Below are 15632 nucleotides of genomic sequence, written 5' to 3' on the forward strand. Positions count from 1 at the left end.
GTACATGCGCATTGTGGTTCTGGCCGGCGGCATCGGCGGTGCCCGTTTCCTTCGCGGCCTCAAGCAGGCCGCGCCGGACGCGGACATCACGGTGGTCGGCAACACCGGTGACGATATCCATCTGTTCGGGCTGAAGGTCTGCCCCGACCTCGACACGGTGATGTACACCCTGGGCGGTGGCATCAACGAGGAGCAGGGCTGGGGCAGGACCGACGAGTCCTTCCACGTCAAGGAGGAGCTCGCGGCGTACGGGGTGGGACCCGAGTGGTTCGGCCTGGGCGACCGCGACTTCGCGACCCACATCGTCCGTACGCAGATGCTCGGCGCGGGCTATCCGCTGAGCGCGGTCACCGAGGCGCTCTGCGCCCGCTGGCAGCCGGGCGTCCGGCTGCTCCCGATGTCCGACGACCGGGTCGAGACGCATGTGGCCGTCGAGGCCGACGGGGAGCGGAAGGTCATCCACTTCCAGGAGTACTGGGTGAAGCTGCGGGCGTCCCTGGACGCGACGGCCGTGGTGCCGGTCGGGGCCGACCAGGCCAAGCCCGCGCCCGGCGTCCTGGAGGCCATCGCCGCCGCCGACGTGATCCTCTTCCCGCCGTCCAACCCGGTCGTCAGCGTCGGCACCATCCTGGCCGTGCCCGGCATCCGCGAGGCGATCGCGGAGGCGGGCGTCCCGGTGGTCGGGCTCTCCCCGATCGTCGGGGACGCGCCGGTGCGGGGCATGGCGGACAAGGTGCTCGCCGCCGTCGGCGTCGAGTCGACGGCCGCGGCGGTCGCCGAGCACTACGGGTCGGGGCTCCTCGACGGCTGGCTGGTCGACACGGTCGACGAGGCCGCCGTGGAGCGGGTCGAGGCGGCGGGCATCCGCTGCCGCGCGGTCCCGCTGATGATGACGGATCCGGACGCGACGGCGGCGATGGCCCGCGAGGCGCTGACGCTGGCGGAAGAGGTGCGGGCATGACCACCGACGCCCTTGCCACGGACACCGTGGCCGCCGACCCCGCGAGCGCCCCGCCCTCGTACCGGGTACGGGCCGTGGGCGGGATACCGGAGGTGCGGGCCGGGGACGATCTCGCGAAGCTCATCGCGGGGGCCGCGCCCGACCTCGTCGACGGGGACGTCCTGCTGGTCACCTCGAAGATCGTCTCCAAGGCCGAGGGGCGCATCGTCGAGGCGGTGGACCGGGAGGCGGCGATCGACGCCGAGACGGTACGGGTGGTGGCCCGGCGCGGCGCCCTGCGCATCGTCGAGAACCGGCAGGGCCTGATCATGGCCGCCGCCGGGGTCGACGCCTCCAACACCCCCGCCGGGACCGTGCTGTTGCTGCCCGAGGACCCCGACGCCTCGGCCGAGGCGATCCGCTCCGGGATCCGGGCCGCGCTCGGCGTCGAGGTGGGCGTCCTGGTGACGGACACCTTCGGGCGGCCGTGGCGCTCCGGGCTCACCGACGTGGCGATCGGCGCCGCGGGCGTGCGCGTCCTGGACGACCTGCGCGGCGGCACCGACACCCACGGCAACGAGCTGAGCGCGACCGTCGTGGCCAGCGCCGACGAGCTGGCCGCCGCGGGCGACCTGGTCAAGGGCAAGGCCACCGGCTTCCCGGTCGCGGTGGTCAGCGGCCTGGCGCACCTGGTCTCGGCGGACGCCGAGGGCGGCACCCGGGCGCTGGTGCGGGGCGCGGCCGACGACATGTTCCGCCTCGGCACCTCGGAGGCGATCCGCACGGCGGTGACCCAGCGGCGTACGGTCCGGACGTTCACCGACGCCCCCGTGGACCCCGGGGCGGTGCGCCGCGCGGTGGCCGCGGCCGTCACGGCCCCGGCGCCGCACCACACCACACCCTGGCGGTTCGTGCTGCTGGAGTCCGAGGAGTCGCGGATACGGCTGCTGGACGCGATGCGGGACGCGTGGGTCGCCGACCTCCGGCGCGACGGCAAGTCCGAGGAGTTCGTCGCCAAGCGGGTGCGCCGTGGCCAGGTCCTGCGCGACGCGCCGTACTTGGTGGTGCCCTGCCTGGTCATGGACGGCTCGCACAGCTACGGCGACCCGCGCCGGGACGCGGCCGAGCGCGAGATGTTCGTGGTCGCCACGGGCGCGGGCGTGCAGAACTTCCTGGTGGCGCTGGCGGGCGAGCGGCTCGGCTCGGCGTGGGTGTCGTCCACGATGTTCTGCCGCGAGGTAGTACGGGAGGTCCTCGACCTGCCCGCGCACTGGGACCCGATGGGCGCGGTGGCGGTCGGACAGGCCGCCGAGGCGCCGAAGGAGCGGCCGGGGCGGGTGGCGGACGCGTTCATCGAGGTGCGCTGAGGGTTCTCCGTACGGTCGGGCTCACCGTCCACCCTCCTCGCCCTCCCCGCCCACCTCACCCGCCTCGCGCTACAGCGCCCCGATGTTGCCGGGCGTCATCCGGGGCGCTCGGCGGGGCGGGGTGCGGCCGCTGAGGAGGATCAGCCGGGTGGCGCGGTGGCGCTGACCCGCGTACGGGGCGAGGAGCTCCAGCATCGCGGCGTCGTCGGCGGTGCGGTCGCCCGCCAGGGCGTACCCGACGATGCCCGGCAGATGGTAGTCCCCGACGCTGACCAGGTCGGGGGCGCCCATCGCGCGCTGCAGGGTCTCGGCGCTGGTCCAGGGGCCGATGCCGGGGACCAGGTGGAGCCGGGCCGCGGCGGCCTCCGGGTCCAGGGCGACGGCCTCCTCCAGACGTCGGGCCACGCGTACCGCGCGCAGGACCGTCGACGAGCGCTGGGCGTCCACGCCCGCGCGGTGCCACTCCCAGGACGGGATCAGGGCCCAGGTCCTGGGGTCGGGCATGACGTACAGACCGGCCGGGGCCGGGCCGGGGGCGGGCTCGCCGTACTTGCGCACCAGCAGCCGCCAGGCGCGGTAGGCCTCGTCCGTGGTGACCTTCTGCTCCAGGATCGAGGGGATCAGCGACTCCAGGACCAGGCCGGTCCGGGTCAGGCGCAGGCCGGGGCGGCGGCGGGCGGACTCGGCGATGAGCCGGTGGCGGGGGGCGAAGCGGTCGGGCTCGTCGGTGTCCCCGAGCAGCTCCGGGAGGTGGCCGAGCAGCCACTCGGCGCCGGGGCCCCATGCCTCGGCCTCCGCCCGGCCGTCGCGGAGGGCGAGGCGGATCGTGCCGGGGCCGTCGGGGGTGCGGGAGGCTCGCCAGATCGAGCCGTCGGGGGTGGTGCGGAAGGTGGGGTCCGCCGGGCCCCTTCGGAGGGGGCCCAGGACCAGGCCGAGGTCGAGGGGGCCGGACGCGCTGGACGCGGCCCGCGCCTGCTCCGGCGAGCGGGTGGCGCTCGCGCTGCGCCCGCTCGGCGGCCGCTTCCCGCAGCCGCCCGCCGGGTTCCAGGACTACGCGGTCGAGGTGCCGAGCCAGGGCGACCGGTTCGCGCCGTACGCCCCGGTCGACCCGGCGGGGCCCGCGCTCGCCGTGGACGGCGCCGAGCTGAGCGCGGCCGGGCTCGTGGAGCGCGCCCGTGCCGACGCCGCGGCCCTGGGCCTGGAGCCCGGCTCGCGGCTGCTGTCGGCGCTCCCGTACAACGGCTGGGAGGGCCTGGCGCGCGGCCTGTACGCGCCGCTGGCCTCGGGCGGCTCGGTGGTGCTCTGCCGCAACCTGGACCAACTGGCCGACGGCGGCCTCGAGAAGCGGATCGAGAGCGAGCGGGTCACGCACCGGGCGGTGTGACGGGCGCGGGCCGCCGGACGTCCACCGGCGGCCCGCTGTACGTCCACAGGAAACGGTCACCGGAAACGGTCACCCCCACGGCCGTCCGATCGGCCGTCGGACAGCTGTCGCACGCCCGTCGCGCGCACCCGGTACGACCATCCCCCCGACGCCACCCTTGTGGCCCACAGCGGGCCGAGTCCCCGGGACTCCGGGCCCAACTCCGGTGGATGATCAGCGGTACGCCACACAACCAAGCGCGCGCGACGACCGTCTACCGGGGTGCCCCGGCCGCATTCCGTGCGCCGCCGACCCGTGAAGGATGGACGCCGACGTGACCGACAGCCCGCCCCCCGAGCCCGACCACCGGGCCGAGGACGAGCCACGACCGGACACGCCGACACCCCCGGAGCCGGACGGGCCCACGACGTCCACCGCCGCCACGGAACCCCACGCGCCCGCGCAAGCCGATACGCCCGACGCGCCCGAAGGCGCCAACCGCGGTCACCACTGGCTGCGTTGGACCGCCCTCGGCGTCTCGTTCCTCGTGCTCGCCGCCGCCGGTACCGGCTGGTGGTTCTACAAGAAGCTCGACAACAACATCCGTACGGACACCACGGCCGCCGCCGAGCTGGAGCGCTACGACAAGGAGCGCCCCCCGCCCGGCACGGGCGACGCGCAGAACCTGCTGCTCATCGGCTCGGACTCGCGCGCGGGCAGCAACAGCGCGTACGGCCGCGACGACGGCGGGAGCCAGCGCTCGGACACCACGATCCTGCTGCACCTGGCGGCGGACCGGAAGTCCGCCACCGCCGTCTCGCTGCCGCGCGACCTGATGGCGGAGATCCCCGACTGCCTCAAGCAGGACGGCAACCGCTCCAAGGCCCAACTGGCGCAGTTCAACTGGGCGTTCGAGTTCGGCGGCGCCGCCTGCACCATCCGTACGGTGGAGAAGATGACGGGAATCCGCGTCGACCACCACATGATCGTCGACTTCAGCGGTTTCAAGGACATGGTGGACGCGGTCGACGGCGTCGAGGTCTGCCTCAAGGAGCCGGTGGACGACCGGCAGGCGCATCTGAAGCTCCCGGCGGGCCGCCAGACGCTCCACGGCGAGCAGGCGCTGGGCTTCGTCCGCGCCCGGCACGGCTTCGGCGACGGCAGTGACACCGAGCGCATGGACCGCCAGCAGCAGTTCCTCGGCTCGCTGGTGCGCAAGGTGCAGAGCAATGGGGTGCTGCTCAATCCGACCCGGCTCTATCCGGTGCTCGACGCGATGACGAAGTCGCTCACCACCGACCCGGGGCTGAATTCCCTGAAGGACCTGTACGACCTGGTGCGCGGGATGCGCGGAATCCCGACCGACAAGGTGCAGTTCCTCACCGTGCCGCGCAGGCCGTACACCTACGACACGAACCGCGACGAGCTGGTCCAGCCGGACGCGCGGACGCTGTTCCAGCAGCTGAGGGACGACCGGCCGCTGAAGGTGGGGCCGGCCGGGACGGCGGAGAAGGAGAAGGGGGACGCGCCCGTGCGGACGGGACCCTCCGAAGGGGCGGACGGCCCGTCGTCGGACGACAAGCCCGACGACCCGGTGTCCCCCAGCCCGGCGCCGACGTACCCGGGTTCGAATGCCGCCGTGGGCATGTGCGGGTAAAGCGCATGCCAACGGAGAACAGGTGGGGATACGGATTGGGCGGATTGCCCGGTTGTAAGGGGCGTGGAATTTGTCACGGCCGTCGCTCTTCGCTCAACTGGGCAGATAGTGTGACGCGACCCGGTGCGTGGGCCACCCGAGGCCACGCACCGCAGGATCGAATGACTGAGCGCTTTGGGGGAAGTGACTCGAGTGGCACCGACGGAGGACTAAGGCAACCGTGGATGCGCAGAGCCGTGGGCGGGCAGAGGAAGTCGACCCGGCAGACCAGTGGGTACTCAACCCGCAGACGGGCAATTACGAATTGCGACTGAATCCCTCCGGACCGCAGTCGTCCCCGTCGGCAGACACTCCCCCGCGCAGAACCACCGCCCCCGGCAGAGGCGGCCCCAGCCGCCGCGATGTCCCCGGTCAGCGTGACAACCGCCGCTCGGGCGGCGCCCAGGACGAGGCCCCGGCCGCGCCGGGCCGCCGCAAGCGCAAGCCCAAGGCGTCCCGCAAGAAGAAGGTGCTGCTGTGGACGGGCGGCGTGATGGGGTTCGTCCTCGTCGCGGGCTCGACCGGCGCGTACCTGCTCTACCAGCACTTCAACAACAACCTGAACACCGTGGACGTCGGTGACGCGGGCAGCAAGCACGCCACCTCCGACGGGCCGGTCAACATCCTGATCATCGGGACGGACAAGCGCACCGGCAAGGGCAACGAGGGGTACGGCGACAAGGGCAGCGAGGGCCACGCCGACACCAACATCCTCTTCCATGTCTCCAAGGACCGGACGAACGCGACCGCCCTGTCCATCCCGCGCGACCTGGTCACCAACATCCCGGAGTGCCCGACCAAGCAGAAGGACGGCACCAGCAGGACGGTGCGGTCCGAGACGAGCGTGCGCTTCAACACCAGCCTGGGCCAGGACGGCCGCGACCCGGGCTGCACCATGCGTACGGTCAAGGCGCTCACCGGGCTGAGCGTCGACCACTTCATGATGGCCGACTTCAACGCGGTCAAGCAGTTGTCGACGGCCGTCGGCGGCGTCGAGGTGTGCCTGACCAAGCCGGTGAACGACCCCAAGTCGCACCTCAAGCTGCCGGCCGGTGTCTCCAAGATCAAGGGCGAGCAGGCCCTCGCCTTCGTACGGACCCGGCACAGCTTCGGCAACGAGAGCGACCTCGACCGGATCAAGCAGCAGCAGCAGTTCCTCAGTTCGATGATGCGGAAGATGAAGTCCGACTCGACACTGAGCAGCCCGACCAAGATGTACGGGCTGGCGAACGCGGCGACCAAGGCGCTCACGGTCGACTCGGGCATAGGGTCGATCAAGAAGCTGACCAGCCTCGCGCAGGACCTCAGCAAGGTCGATCTGAAGAACGTCACCTTCGCGACGGTTCCGGTCATCGACAATCCGGCTGACGGCAAGGTGCACAAGACCGTGGTCGTCGACCCGGTCAAGGCGCCGCAGGTGTTCAGCATGATGCGCTCCGATGTGTCCTTCACCGAGGTGAAGAAGAAGGAGAGCCAGGCCAAGGACGCCCAGGCGGCGCTCCTCAAGGGCACCCGCGCCCAGGCGTCCGCCGTGCGCGTGCGGGTACTCAACGGCGGCGCGGTGGCGGGTTCCGCCTCCCAGACGCTGCTGTGGCTGCAGAACAGCAAGGGCGTGCTGAAGTCGGACAACGGCGGCAACGCCCCGGCGAAGCTGGCCAACACCACACTGGAGTACGCGCCCAACCAGGCGGACCAGGCCCGCAAGATCGCCGATCTGATGGGTCTGCCCGCGACCGCGCTCAAGCCCGGGACCCAGGACGCCGTCGGCAAGACGCCGATGGTGCTGACGCTGGGCGCGGACTTCAAGGGCGCCGGCATTCCGATCACCGCTCCGGCCAAGGCCCCCGAGGGCATCCAGAAGGTCGAAGCGGACAAGTCGGTGTGTGCCAAGTGACGACTGCCGTATGCAACTGATGCGTACGCAACTGACGTGTGCCAAGTGACAACAGGTTTCCGGCCCTTACGGGGCGCGGGGACCACCTGAGACAGGGGGTATTGGGGCCACCCGCCCTGTCAGACACGCGGGGGACCCGTGCATGCTTGACGGCATGAACGACGGATGGTCCGACGACGACCGCGGCGAGCGCTACGGCCGCGGCAGCTCCGCCGCGCAGCCGGACGGCCCGCGCGTGATGCGCCATGTGCAGCGCCCCGTGGGCTCCGCGCCCGTGCGCCCGCAGCGCCCGGTCCCGCCGCAGCAGCCCTCGTACGACGACGGGCAGGGCTACGGTCAGCAGCAGTACGGCAACGGTGTGCCCGCACCCGGTTCGTACGACAGCGGCTACAGCGACGGCCAGGTCTACGGCACCCCGGCCGGGCGCGGCCCGGGCGGGCCCGGCGGCCCCGGCGGCCGGGGTCCCGGTGGCCCGGGCGGCGGCCCGGGCGCGGCGGGGGCGCCCGCCAGGCCCCGGCCGAACTGGCGGCGCCGCATCATGATCGGCTCGCTGGTCCTGGTGGTGACCGTGGTCGGCGTCGGCGTCGGCACGTACTTCTGGGCCGACTCCAAGGTGCGCCGCGAGGTGGACCTGTCCAAGGTCATCGACCGCCCCGGCGACGGCAAGGGCACCAACTACCTGATCGTCGGTTCGGACTCCCGCGACGGGCTGTCCAAGGACGAGAAGAAGAAGCTGCACACCGGCTCCGCCGAGGGCAAGCGGACCGACTCGATGATGATCCTGCACACCGGTGACAACGGGAACACGATGATCTCGCTGCCGCGTGACTCGTGGGTGCAGATCCCCAGCTTCAAGGGCTCCGAGTCCGGCAAGCTGTTCCCGGCCAAGGGCCACAACAAGCTGAACGCGGCGTACGCGATGGACGGCCCCGAGCTGCTCGTGCGCACGATCGAGGCCAACACCGGGCTGCACATCGACCACTACGCCGAGATCGGCTTCGCGGGCTTCGCGGACATCGTGGACGCGGTCGGCGGTGTGGAGATCGACATCCCGCAGGACATCAAGGACAAGGACTCGGGCGCCGACTTCAAGAAGGGCAAGCAGACCCTCGACGGCCAGCAGGCCCTGGCCTTCGTCCGCAACCGCCACGGCTACGCGGCGGGCGACCTGGAGCGCACCAAGAACCAGCAGCGCTTCCTGTCCGCCCTGGCCAGCCAGACGGCGACCCCGTCGACCGTGCTCAACCCGTTCAAGCTGTACCCGGTGATGGGCGCGGGCCTGGACACCCTGGTCGTCGACAAGGACATGAGCCTGTTCGACCTGGCGGACATGTTCTGGGCGATGAAGGGCGTCACCAGCGGCGGCGGCACCTCGATGAACATGCCGATCTCCGGCAACGGCCCGCAGTCGTCCCTGATGTGGGACAGCTCGAAGGTCAAGCAGTTGGTGAACGAGCTGAGCAACGACCAGAAGGTCACGGTGACTTCGTCGCGGTAGCTCGGGTAACCGCCGGTACATCCGGCGGCGCGACAAGACTCACACAGAAAACACGGGCAGCCTGCACAACTGCCCGCCCTTGCCCCGCTTTGCCCGCCCAACAGGCGGGCACGGCGGGGCTTTTGGCGTGAAGAAACCCCTGCTGCGGCCCTTGTTCCGGTCATACGATCACCGGCGTTCGTGCATTCTCCCGTACTCCGAAGGGCTGTAGTGAACATTCGCCGTGCTCTGGCGACGGCCGTCGCCGCCGCTGTGACCGCGCCCGTGGTGATCCTGTCGGCCGGACCCGCCTTCGCCGACACCAAGCCGGCCGCGCAGACACAGAAGAAGCCGACCGTCGCGGAGCTGGAGAAGGCCGCCGCCGCGGCGAAGAAGGCGTACGAGGACGCGCTCGCCGCCGAGAAGAGCGCCCGCGACGCCGTGGCCGCGGCGACCTCCGACACCGCGCCGCTCCACGTCAAGGCCAAGGCCGCCGACAAGGAGGCGGGCACCGCGACCGCCGCGCGGACCGCCGCCGACAAGGCCGTCTCGGACGCCCGGTTCACGCTGGACAAGCTGCCCGCCGACGCGACGCCCGAGGACCGGGCCGCCGCCCAGAAGACGCTCGCGGAGGCCACGAAGGACGCCGAGAAGGCGGCCGGCGTGGAGAAGACCGCCGTGGAGAAGGCCACGGCGGCCACCAAGGAGGCCAAGGACGCCGAGGTCGCCGCGTTCAAGGCGCTGTACCAGGCCTCCGAGGCCGTCCGGATCGCTTTCACGGCGAAGGAAGCCGCCGACAAGGCGCTGGCGGACGCCAAGAAGGCGGCCGAGAACCCGGGCTGCGAGCCCGCCGCCGGTCTGACCACGGTCGCCACCGGCCTGCCGTCGAAGATCGTCGCGGGGACGAACGCCGACTTCTCGCTGCGGGTCACCAACGGCACGGGCCGCACCCTCGACAAGGTCTGGCCGTTCACGTACGTCCACGCGACCGACCGGAGCGGCTACAAGGTCACCGACGACCTGCTGCGCCTGCAGTGGTCCACGGCCGCCTCGGGCGGCTGGAAGGACGTCGACGTCCTGCACCGCGCGGGCGTCGTCACCAACCTGGGCAAGGGCCGCCACGTCGACCTCAAGCTCCGCCTCAAGGTCGACGCCAAGGCCCCGGCGGGCCCGGGCATCGCGTTCGTCGCCGGTGACTACCGCAACGCCGACGGCTCGTGCGGCGGTTCGCCGGACCTGACCGAGTACGGCTTCGAGATCCTCGCGGCCGGCAGCAAGCCCGGGAAGGTCGACCCGGCCAAGTCCGCCAAGGGCAAGGCGAACACCCCGGACAACAAGACGCAGGGCACGACGTCCAGCACCCCGCTGGACCCGTCGACCGGCACCCTCGCCGCCACCGGCTCCTCCTCCGCCACCCCCGAGCTCGCCCTCGCGGGCGGTGCGGCCGTGGTGGTCGGCGGGGGCGCGCTCCTGGCCGTACGCCGCCGCCGCAACCACGGCTGAGCACGGTCACCCCGCACACACCTCGGGCCCGCATCCGTGCGTCACGGATGCGGGCCCGGGTCGTTCGCCGCCGGGGCGGGCCGGGTTACGGCAGGTTGCGCGCCATCACGATCCGCTGAACCTGATTCGTACCTTCATAAATCTGGGTGATCTTGGCGTCGCGCATCATGCGCTCGACCGGGTAGTCACGGGTGTAGCCGTAGCCGCCGAGGAGCTGGACGGCGTCCGTGGTGGCCTCCATGGCGACGTCGGAGGCGAAGCACTTCGCCGCCGCGCCCAGGTAGGTCAGGTCCGCGTCGCCGCGCTCGGAGGCCGCGGCCGCCTGGTAGGTGAGCGCGCGGGCGGCGGAGATCTTCATCGCCATGTCGGCGAGCATGAACTGGATGCCCTGGAACTCGGCGATCGGCTTGCCGAACTGCTTGCGCTCCTTGACGTAGCCCTTGGCGTAGTCGAGGGCGCCCTGGGCGATGCCGAGGGCCTGGGCCGCGATGGTGATGCGGGTGTGGTCCAGGGTCTTCATCGCCGTGGCGAAGCCGGTGCCCTCCTCGCCGATCATGCGGTCGGCGGGGATCCGGACGTTGTCGAGGTAGACCTCGCGGGTCGGGGAGCCCTTGATGCCGAGCTTCTTCTCCGGGGCGCCGAAGGAGACGCCCGGGTCCGACTTCTCGACGACGAAGGCGGAGATGCCCTTCGAGCGCTTCTCCGGGTCGGTGACGGCCATCACCGTGTAGTAGTCGGAGACGCCCGCGTTGGTGATCCAGCGCTTCACGCCGTTGAGGACCCAGAAGTCGCCGTCGCGGACCGCGCGGGTCTTCATGCCCGCCGCGTCCGAGCCGGCGTCCGGCTCCGAGAGGCAGTACGAGAACATCCCGTCGCCCTTGGCCAGCGGGCCCAGGTACTTCTTCTTCAGCTCCTCGGAGCCGGAGAGGATCACCGGGAGCGAGCCGAGCTTGTTCACGGCCGGGATGAGGGAGGAGGAGGCGCAGACACGGGCCACCTCCTCGATCACGATGACGGTGGCGAGGGCGTCGGCGCCGGCGCCGCCGTACTCCTCGGGGACGTGCACCGCGTGCAGGTCGTTGGCGACCAGCGCGTCCAGCGCCTCCTGCGGGAAGCGGGCCTCCTCGTCGACCTCGGCCGCGAACGGCGCGATCTTCGCCTCGGAGAGCGAACGGATCGCGTCGCGGAGCATGTCGTGTTCTTCGGACGGGCGGTACAGGTCGAAATCAGCCGTTCCGGCCAAGGTGACTCACTCCCCAAGGGCGCTAACTACCGTTAAGTAACCTTAATTTTAGTGGGGTGTACGGCCCGGGGCATACGTGAGCTTGACGACAGGCGGCGATCGCTTGTGATCAGTGCGGATCACGGGCGCCGCGGGGCCCCGACTATGCTCGGGCAGCGCCCTCAAGCCCGTACCTCCCAGGAGCACCGCATGGCCCTCAAGATCACTGTGATCGGCACCGGATACCTCGGGGCCACCCATGCCGCGGCCATGGCGGAGCTGGGGTTCGAGGTGCTGGGCCTCGATGTCGTCCCCGAGAAGATCGAGATGCTGGCCCAGGGGCGCGTGCCGATGTACGAGCCCGGCCTCGAAGAGCTGCTGAGCAGGCACGTCGCCGGGATCGAGGGGTCCAGCGGGCGGCTGCGCTTCACCACCTCCTGGGAGGAGGTCGGCGCCTTCGGCGATGTGCACTTCGTCTGTGTGAACACTCCGCAGAAGCACGGCGAGTACGCGTGCGACATGTCGTACGTCGACGCCGCCTTCGGGTCGCTGGCCCCGCACCTGCGCGAGGGCGCGCTCGTGGTCGGCAAGTCGACCGTGCCGGTCGGGTCCGCCGCCCGGCTCGCCGCGGGGCTGCCCGAGGGCGTGGAGCTGGCCTGGAACCCCGAGTTCCTGCGTGAGGGCTTCGCCGTGAACGACACCCTGCACCCCGACCGGATCGTGGTCGGCGTGGAGAGCGAGCGGGCCGAGAAGCTGCTGCGCGAGGTGTACGGGACGCCGGTCTCGGAGGGCTCCCCCTTCGTGGTGACCGACTTCCCGACGGCCGAGCTGGTGAAGACCTCCGCGAACTCGTTCCTGGCCACCAAGATCTCGTTCATCAACGCCATGGCCGAGGTGTGCGAGGCCGCGGACGGGGATGTCGTGAAGCTCGCCGAGGCCATCGGGCACGACGAGCGGATCGGCTCGAAGTTCCTGCGGGCCGGGATCGGCTTCGGCGGCGGCTGTCTGCCCAAGGACATCCGCGCGTTCATGGCCCGGGCCGGTGAGCTCGGCGCCGACCAGGCGCTCACCTTCCTGCGCGAGATCGACTCCATCAACATGCGCCGCCGCGGCCAGATGGTCGAGATGGCGCGGGAGGCGCTCGGCGACGGGTCCTTCCTCGGCAAGCGGGTCGCGGTGCTCGGCGCGACCTTCAAGCCGGACTCCGACGACGTACGCGACTCGCCCGCCCTGAACGTGGCCGGGCAGATCCACCTCCAGGGCGGCCAGGTCACCGTCTACGACCCCAAGGGCATGGACAACGCCCGCCGCCTCTTCCCCACGCTCGGTTACGCGGACACCGCGCTCGACGCGGTCCGGGGCGCGGACGTGGTGCTCCACCTCACCGAGTGGCGCGAGTTCCGCGAGCTGGACCCGGCCGCGCTGGGCGAGGTGGCCGGGGCCCGGATCGTCCTGGACGGGCGGAACGCGCTGGACGCGGTGAAGTGGCGCGAGGCGGGCTGGACGTTCCGGGCGATGGGCCGCCCCAGGGCGTAGCCCCCTACCTCGGGTCGAGATCCTCGATGGTGGCCGTCGAGGGCCCTCGGCGGGGCTGGGCGGCTCTGGCGGCGAAGTCGACGTCACGGATGACCCGGGCGAGATTTCCCCAGGTCAGGGCGGCGAGATCGGTGTCGTCCCAGCCGCGGCCGATCAGCTCGGCGAGCAGTACGGGGTAGCGGGAGGCGTCCTCCAGGCCGACGGTGCGCGGGGCGCCCGCCGTCAGGCCGTACCCGCCCGAGAGCCCGATGTGCTGCGGCCCGACGACTGCGCGCAGATGCTCGATGTGGTCGGCGACGTCCTGCGCACAGGCGGGCCGCCCGGCCCGCGCGACCTGGGCGGGCGCGAAGCTCACGAGGCAGACTCCCCCGTTCTCGGGCAGCCCGGCGAGCAGCTCGTCGGTGACGTTGAGCGGGTGGTCGGTGAGGGCGCGGGCGGCCGAGCGGGTGAAGACCAGCGGCGCCTTGGCGGCGCCCAGGGCCTGCCGGACGGTCTCCGGGGCGGCGCCGGACAGGTCGATGACCATGCCGAGCCGGTTGAGCTCCCGTACGACCTCCTGCCCGAAGCGGGTCAGTCCCGCGCGGGTCCAGCTGGCGGTGGCGGTGAGGGCGACGGCTCGTACGCCGAGGGCGTGGTACGCCCGGACCGTGCCCAGCGAGTCGCCCAGCGCGTGGGCGGCGACGGGCCCGAAGAGCGAGGCGATACGGCCGTGGTTACGGGCGTCGGCGAGGTCCCCGACGGCCTGGGCGAGCCGCAGCCCCTCCGGGCAGGCGTCGACGAGCGTACGGAGCCGGTCGACGCGTTCGAGGGTGGCGCTGACGGGGTCCGGGCAGTCGGCCGGGACCATCAGCGACCAGAACTGCGCTCCGACGCCGCCGTGCCGCAGCCGGGGGATGTCGGTGTCCAGCGAACTCTCCCCGAGCTCCACGTCGTGCCACGGGGTGTGCACGAGCACCTGGGCGAGGGTGTTGTAGCCGTCGGCGACGGGGTGGGCGCGCAGGAGGGCGTGGATGCGGGTGCGCACGTCGGGGTCGAGGGTGTCGCCGATGTCCCCGGACGCGGGGGCCTCCGGCGGGGCGGCCTCTGGCGCGGGGGCCTCCGGTGCGGCGGCTCCCGGCGCGGGATCGTGAGCCACGGCCACGGCCCGGGGTGTGGCCTTGGCCTTGGAGCCGCCCCGTTTCCGGGGGGCGGGGCGGTCCGGTGCGCCTATCGCGGCGGTGGCGACGTCGGCCTCGTCCTGCAGATCTGCCATGACGGTCTCCCGGTTCGGCCTCGGCGACGGCAGTAGGCCCACCCTCACACGGCACCGACGCCAGGTCTCGGCAGCCGTGGCGTTCGGGGTATCCCCGCGCCCCGACCTGGGCTACGCCCCGGCCCCCGTTGGCCTACGGCCGGTGGGGGCGGCCCTCCGGGCCGGGTCTTGACCTGCGGGCCGGTGGGGGCTGGTCGCGCAGTTCCCCGCGCCCCTAAATGCCGGCCAGGGACGGGGGCCGGTGGGTTTGTTCGCGGGATACCGCCTCCGCGTCCCGCAGCACCCGCACCGCGTTCCCCCACGTCAGCTTCGCCACGTCGGACTCCGACCAGCCCCGGCTGAGGAGTTCGGCGATCAGGTTCGGATAGCCGGCGACGTCGTCCAGGCCGGACGGGGTGAACGCCGTGCCGTCGAAGTCACCGCCGATGCCGATGTGGTCGATCCCGGCCACCGCCCGCATGTGGTCGAGGTGGTCCGCCACCGTGACGACGGTCGCGACCGGACGCGGGTGCGCCGCCTCGAACGCCGCGTGCAGCGCCATCGCCTCGGGCGAGGTGTCCAGCGCGTGCAGCCCGTGCGCGCGCAGGTTCTCGTCCGCCGCCGCCGTCCACTCCACCGCCGCCGGCAGGATGAACTTCGGCACGAAGGTCACCATGGCCACTCCCCCGTTGGCGGGGAGGAGCGACAGCACGTCGTCGGGAATGTTGCGCGGGTGGTCGCAGACCGCCCGCGCCGAGGAGTGCGAGAAGATCACCGGCGCCGTCGACGTGGACAGCGCGTCCCGCATCGTCGTCGCCGCCACATGCGAGAGGTCGACCAGCATGCCGAGGCGGTTCATCTCGCGGACCACCTCGTGGCCGAAGGCGGAGAGACCGCCCACCCCCGGCGCGTCCGTCGCCGAGTCCGCCCACGCGATGTTGTCGTTGTGCGTCAGCGTCATATAGCGGACGCCCAGCGCGTACAACGCCCGCAGCGTGGCGAGGGAGTTGTTGATGGAGTGGCCGCCCTCCGCGCCCTTGAGCGAGGCGATACGGCCCGCCGCCCGCGCCTTCTCCATGTCGTCCGCCGTCAGCGCCCCCGCCAGCTCCCCGGGGTAGCGCGCGATCAGCTGGTCCACGCAGTCGATCTGCTCCAGGGTCGCGCTGACCGCCTCGTCGCCCGCCATGTCGGTGCGGACGTAGACCGACCAGAACTGCGCGCCGACACCGCCCGCCCGCAGCCGGGGGATATCGGTGTGCAGATGCTCGCTCTGGTCCCGCCCCACGTCACGGCGGTCGAGGTCGTAGCGGACCTGGTTGCGCAGCGCCCAGGGGAGGTCGTTGTGGCCGTCGACGACGGGGTGCTGGGCCAGCAGCGTACGGGCTCGCGCGAGGTGGTCCACC

At 72.0% G+C, this 15632-nt stretch carries 11 protein-coding genes and 1 pseudogene; 8 read left to right on the forward strand and 4 right to left on the reverse strand.

Going from position 1 to position 15632, the window contains the following annotated elements; genetic code table 11:
• Nucleotides 1-4 precede the first annotated feature (4 nt).
• Nucleotides 5-961 carry a 2-phospho-L-lactate transferase gene (cofD, locus tag A8W25_RS12450; protein WP_067161115.1) on the forward strand — a complete coding sequence of 319 codons (957 nt, stop codon included), beginning with the start codon at nucleotides 5-7 and terminating at the stop codon, nucleotides 959-961.
• A complete protein-coding gene (locus tag A8W25_RS12455; protein ID WP_067159816.1) occupies nucleotides 958-2307 on the forward strand; it encodes a coenzyme F420-0:L-glutamate ligase in 1350 nt (449 codons plus the stop codon). The genes cofD and A8W25_RS12455 overlap by 4 nt, the downstream gene beginning before the upstream one ends.
• A gap of 69 nt (nucleotides 2308-2376) precedes the next feature.
• On the opposite strand, the gene A8W25_RS12460 is transcribed toward A8W25_RS12455, so the two are convergent.
• Nucleotides 2377-3237, reverse strand: a complete 861-nt coding sequence (locus A8W25_RS12460; protein ID WP_067159819.1) for a DNA-3-methyladenine glycosylase family protein — start codon at nucleotides 3235-3237, stop codon at nucleotides 2377-2379.
• 13 nt (nucleotides 3238-3250) lie between these two features.
• Between A8W25_RS12460 and A8W25_RS12465 the strand changes: the two are divergent.
• From A8W25_RS12465 to A8W25_RS12485, 5 genes and pseudogenes are all read left to right on the forward strand, one after another.
• A pseudogene (locus tag A8W25_RS12465) lies at nucleotides 3251-3691 on the forward strand (TIGR03089 family protein); the annotation flags it as partial.
• A gap of 301 nt (nucleotides 3692-3992) precedes the next feature.
• Nucleotides 3993-5327, forward strand: a complete 1335-nt coding sequence (locus A8W25_RS12470; protein ID WP_067159822.1) for an LCP family protein — start codon at nucleotides 3993-3995, stop codon at nucleotides 5325-5327.
• A gap of 220 nt (nucleotides 5328-5547) precedes the next feature.
• Entirely contained in the window at nucleotides 5548-7260 is a 1713-nt protein-coding gene (locus A8W25_RS12475) for an LCP family protein (RefSeq protein ID WP_067159826.1), read from the forward strand.
• 154 nt (nucleotides 7261-7414) lie between these two features.
• Entirely contained in the window at nucleotides 7415-8758 is a 1344-nt protein-coding gene (locus A8W25_RS12480; RefSeq protein WP_067161117.1) for an LCP family protein, read from the forward strand.
• A 210-nt stretch (nucleotides 8759-8968) separates the two neighbouring features.
• Nucleotides 8969-10240: an LAETG motif-containing sortase-dependent surface protein gene (locus tag A8W25_RS12485; protein WP_067159829.1), complete on the forward strand. Its 1272-nt coding sequence runs from the start codon at nucleotides 8969-8971 to the stop codon at nucleotides 10238-10240.
• Between the two features lie 85 nt (nucleotides 10241-10325).
• Here the strand turns inward: A8W25_RS12485 and A8W25_RS12490 are convergent, their stop codons facing one another.
• A complete protein-coding gene (locus A8W25_RS12490) occupies nucleotides 10326-11483 on the reverse strand; it encodes an acyl-CoA dehydrogenase (RefSeq protein ID WP_079125981.1) in 1158 nt (385 codons plus the stop codon).
• A 189-nt stretch (nucleotides 11484-11672) separates the two neighbouring features.
• On the opposite strand from A8W25_RS12490, the gene A8W25_RS12495 reads away from it, so the two are divergent.
• Nucleotides 11673-12998 carry a UDP-glucose dehydrogenase family protein gene (locus A8W25_RS12495; protein ID WP_067159834.1) on the forward strand — a complete coding sequence of 442 codons (1326 nt, stop codon included), beginning with the start codon at nucleotides 11673-11675 and terminating at the stop codon, nucleotides 12996-12998.
• Between the two features lie 4 nt (nucleotides 12999-13002).
• On the opposite strand, the gene A8W25_RS12500 is transcribed toward A8W25_RS12495, so the two are convergent.
• Nucleotides 13003-14250: a dipeptidase gene (locus A8W25_RS12500; RefSeq protein ID WP_079125982.1), complete on the reverse strand. Its 1248-nt coding sequence runs from the start codon at nucleotides 14248-14250 to the stop codon at nucleotides 13003-13005.
• A 214-nt stretch (nucleotides 14251-14464) separates the two neighbouring features.
• Entirely contained in the window at nucleotides 14465-15631 is a 1167-nt protein-coding gene (locus tag A8W25_RS12505; protein WP_067161127.1) for a dipeptidase, read from the reverse strand.
• Between the last annotated feature and the right edge of the window lies 1 nt (nucleotide 15632).

This window comes from Streptomyces sp. ERV7 (assembly GCF_001653515.1).
Taxonomy (GTDB): Bacteria; Actinomycetota; Actinomycetes; order Streptomycetales; family Streptomycetaceae; genus Streptomyces.

What these genes read in the sequence shown, in the direction of transcription:
- cofD (WP_067161115.1), top strand. Translation starts at nt 5, where the DNA reads ATGCGCATTGTGGTTCTGGCCGGCGGCATCGGCGGTGCCCGTTTCCTT.
- A8W25_RS12455 (WP_067159816.1), top strand. Translation starts at nt 958, where the DNA reads ATGACCACCGACGCCCTTGCCACGGACACCGTGGCCGCCGACCCCGCG.
- A8W25_RS12470 (WP_067159822.1), top strand. Translation starts at nt 3,993, where the DNA reads ATGGACGCCGACGTGACCGACAGCCCGCCCCCCGAGCCCGACCACCGG.
- A8W25_RS12480 (WP_067161117.1), top strand. Translation starts at nt 7,415, where the DNA reads ATGAACGACGGATGGTCCGACGACGACCGCGGCGAGCGCTACGGCCGC.
- A8W25_RS12495 (WP_067159834.1), top strand. Translation starts at nt 11,673, where the DNA reads ATGGCCCTCAAGATCACTGTGATCGGCACCGGATACCTCGGGGCCACC.
- A8W25_RS12500 (WP_079125982.1), bottom strand. Translation starts at nt 14,250, where the DNA reads ATGGCAGATCTGCAGGACGAGGCCGACGTCGCCACCGCCGCGATAGGC.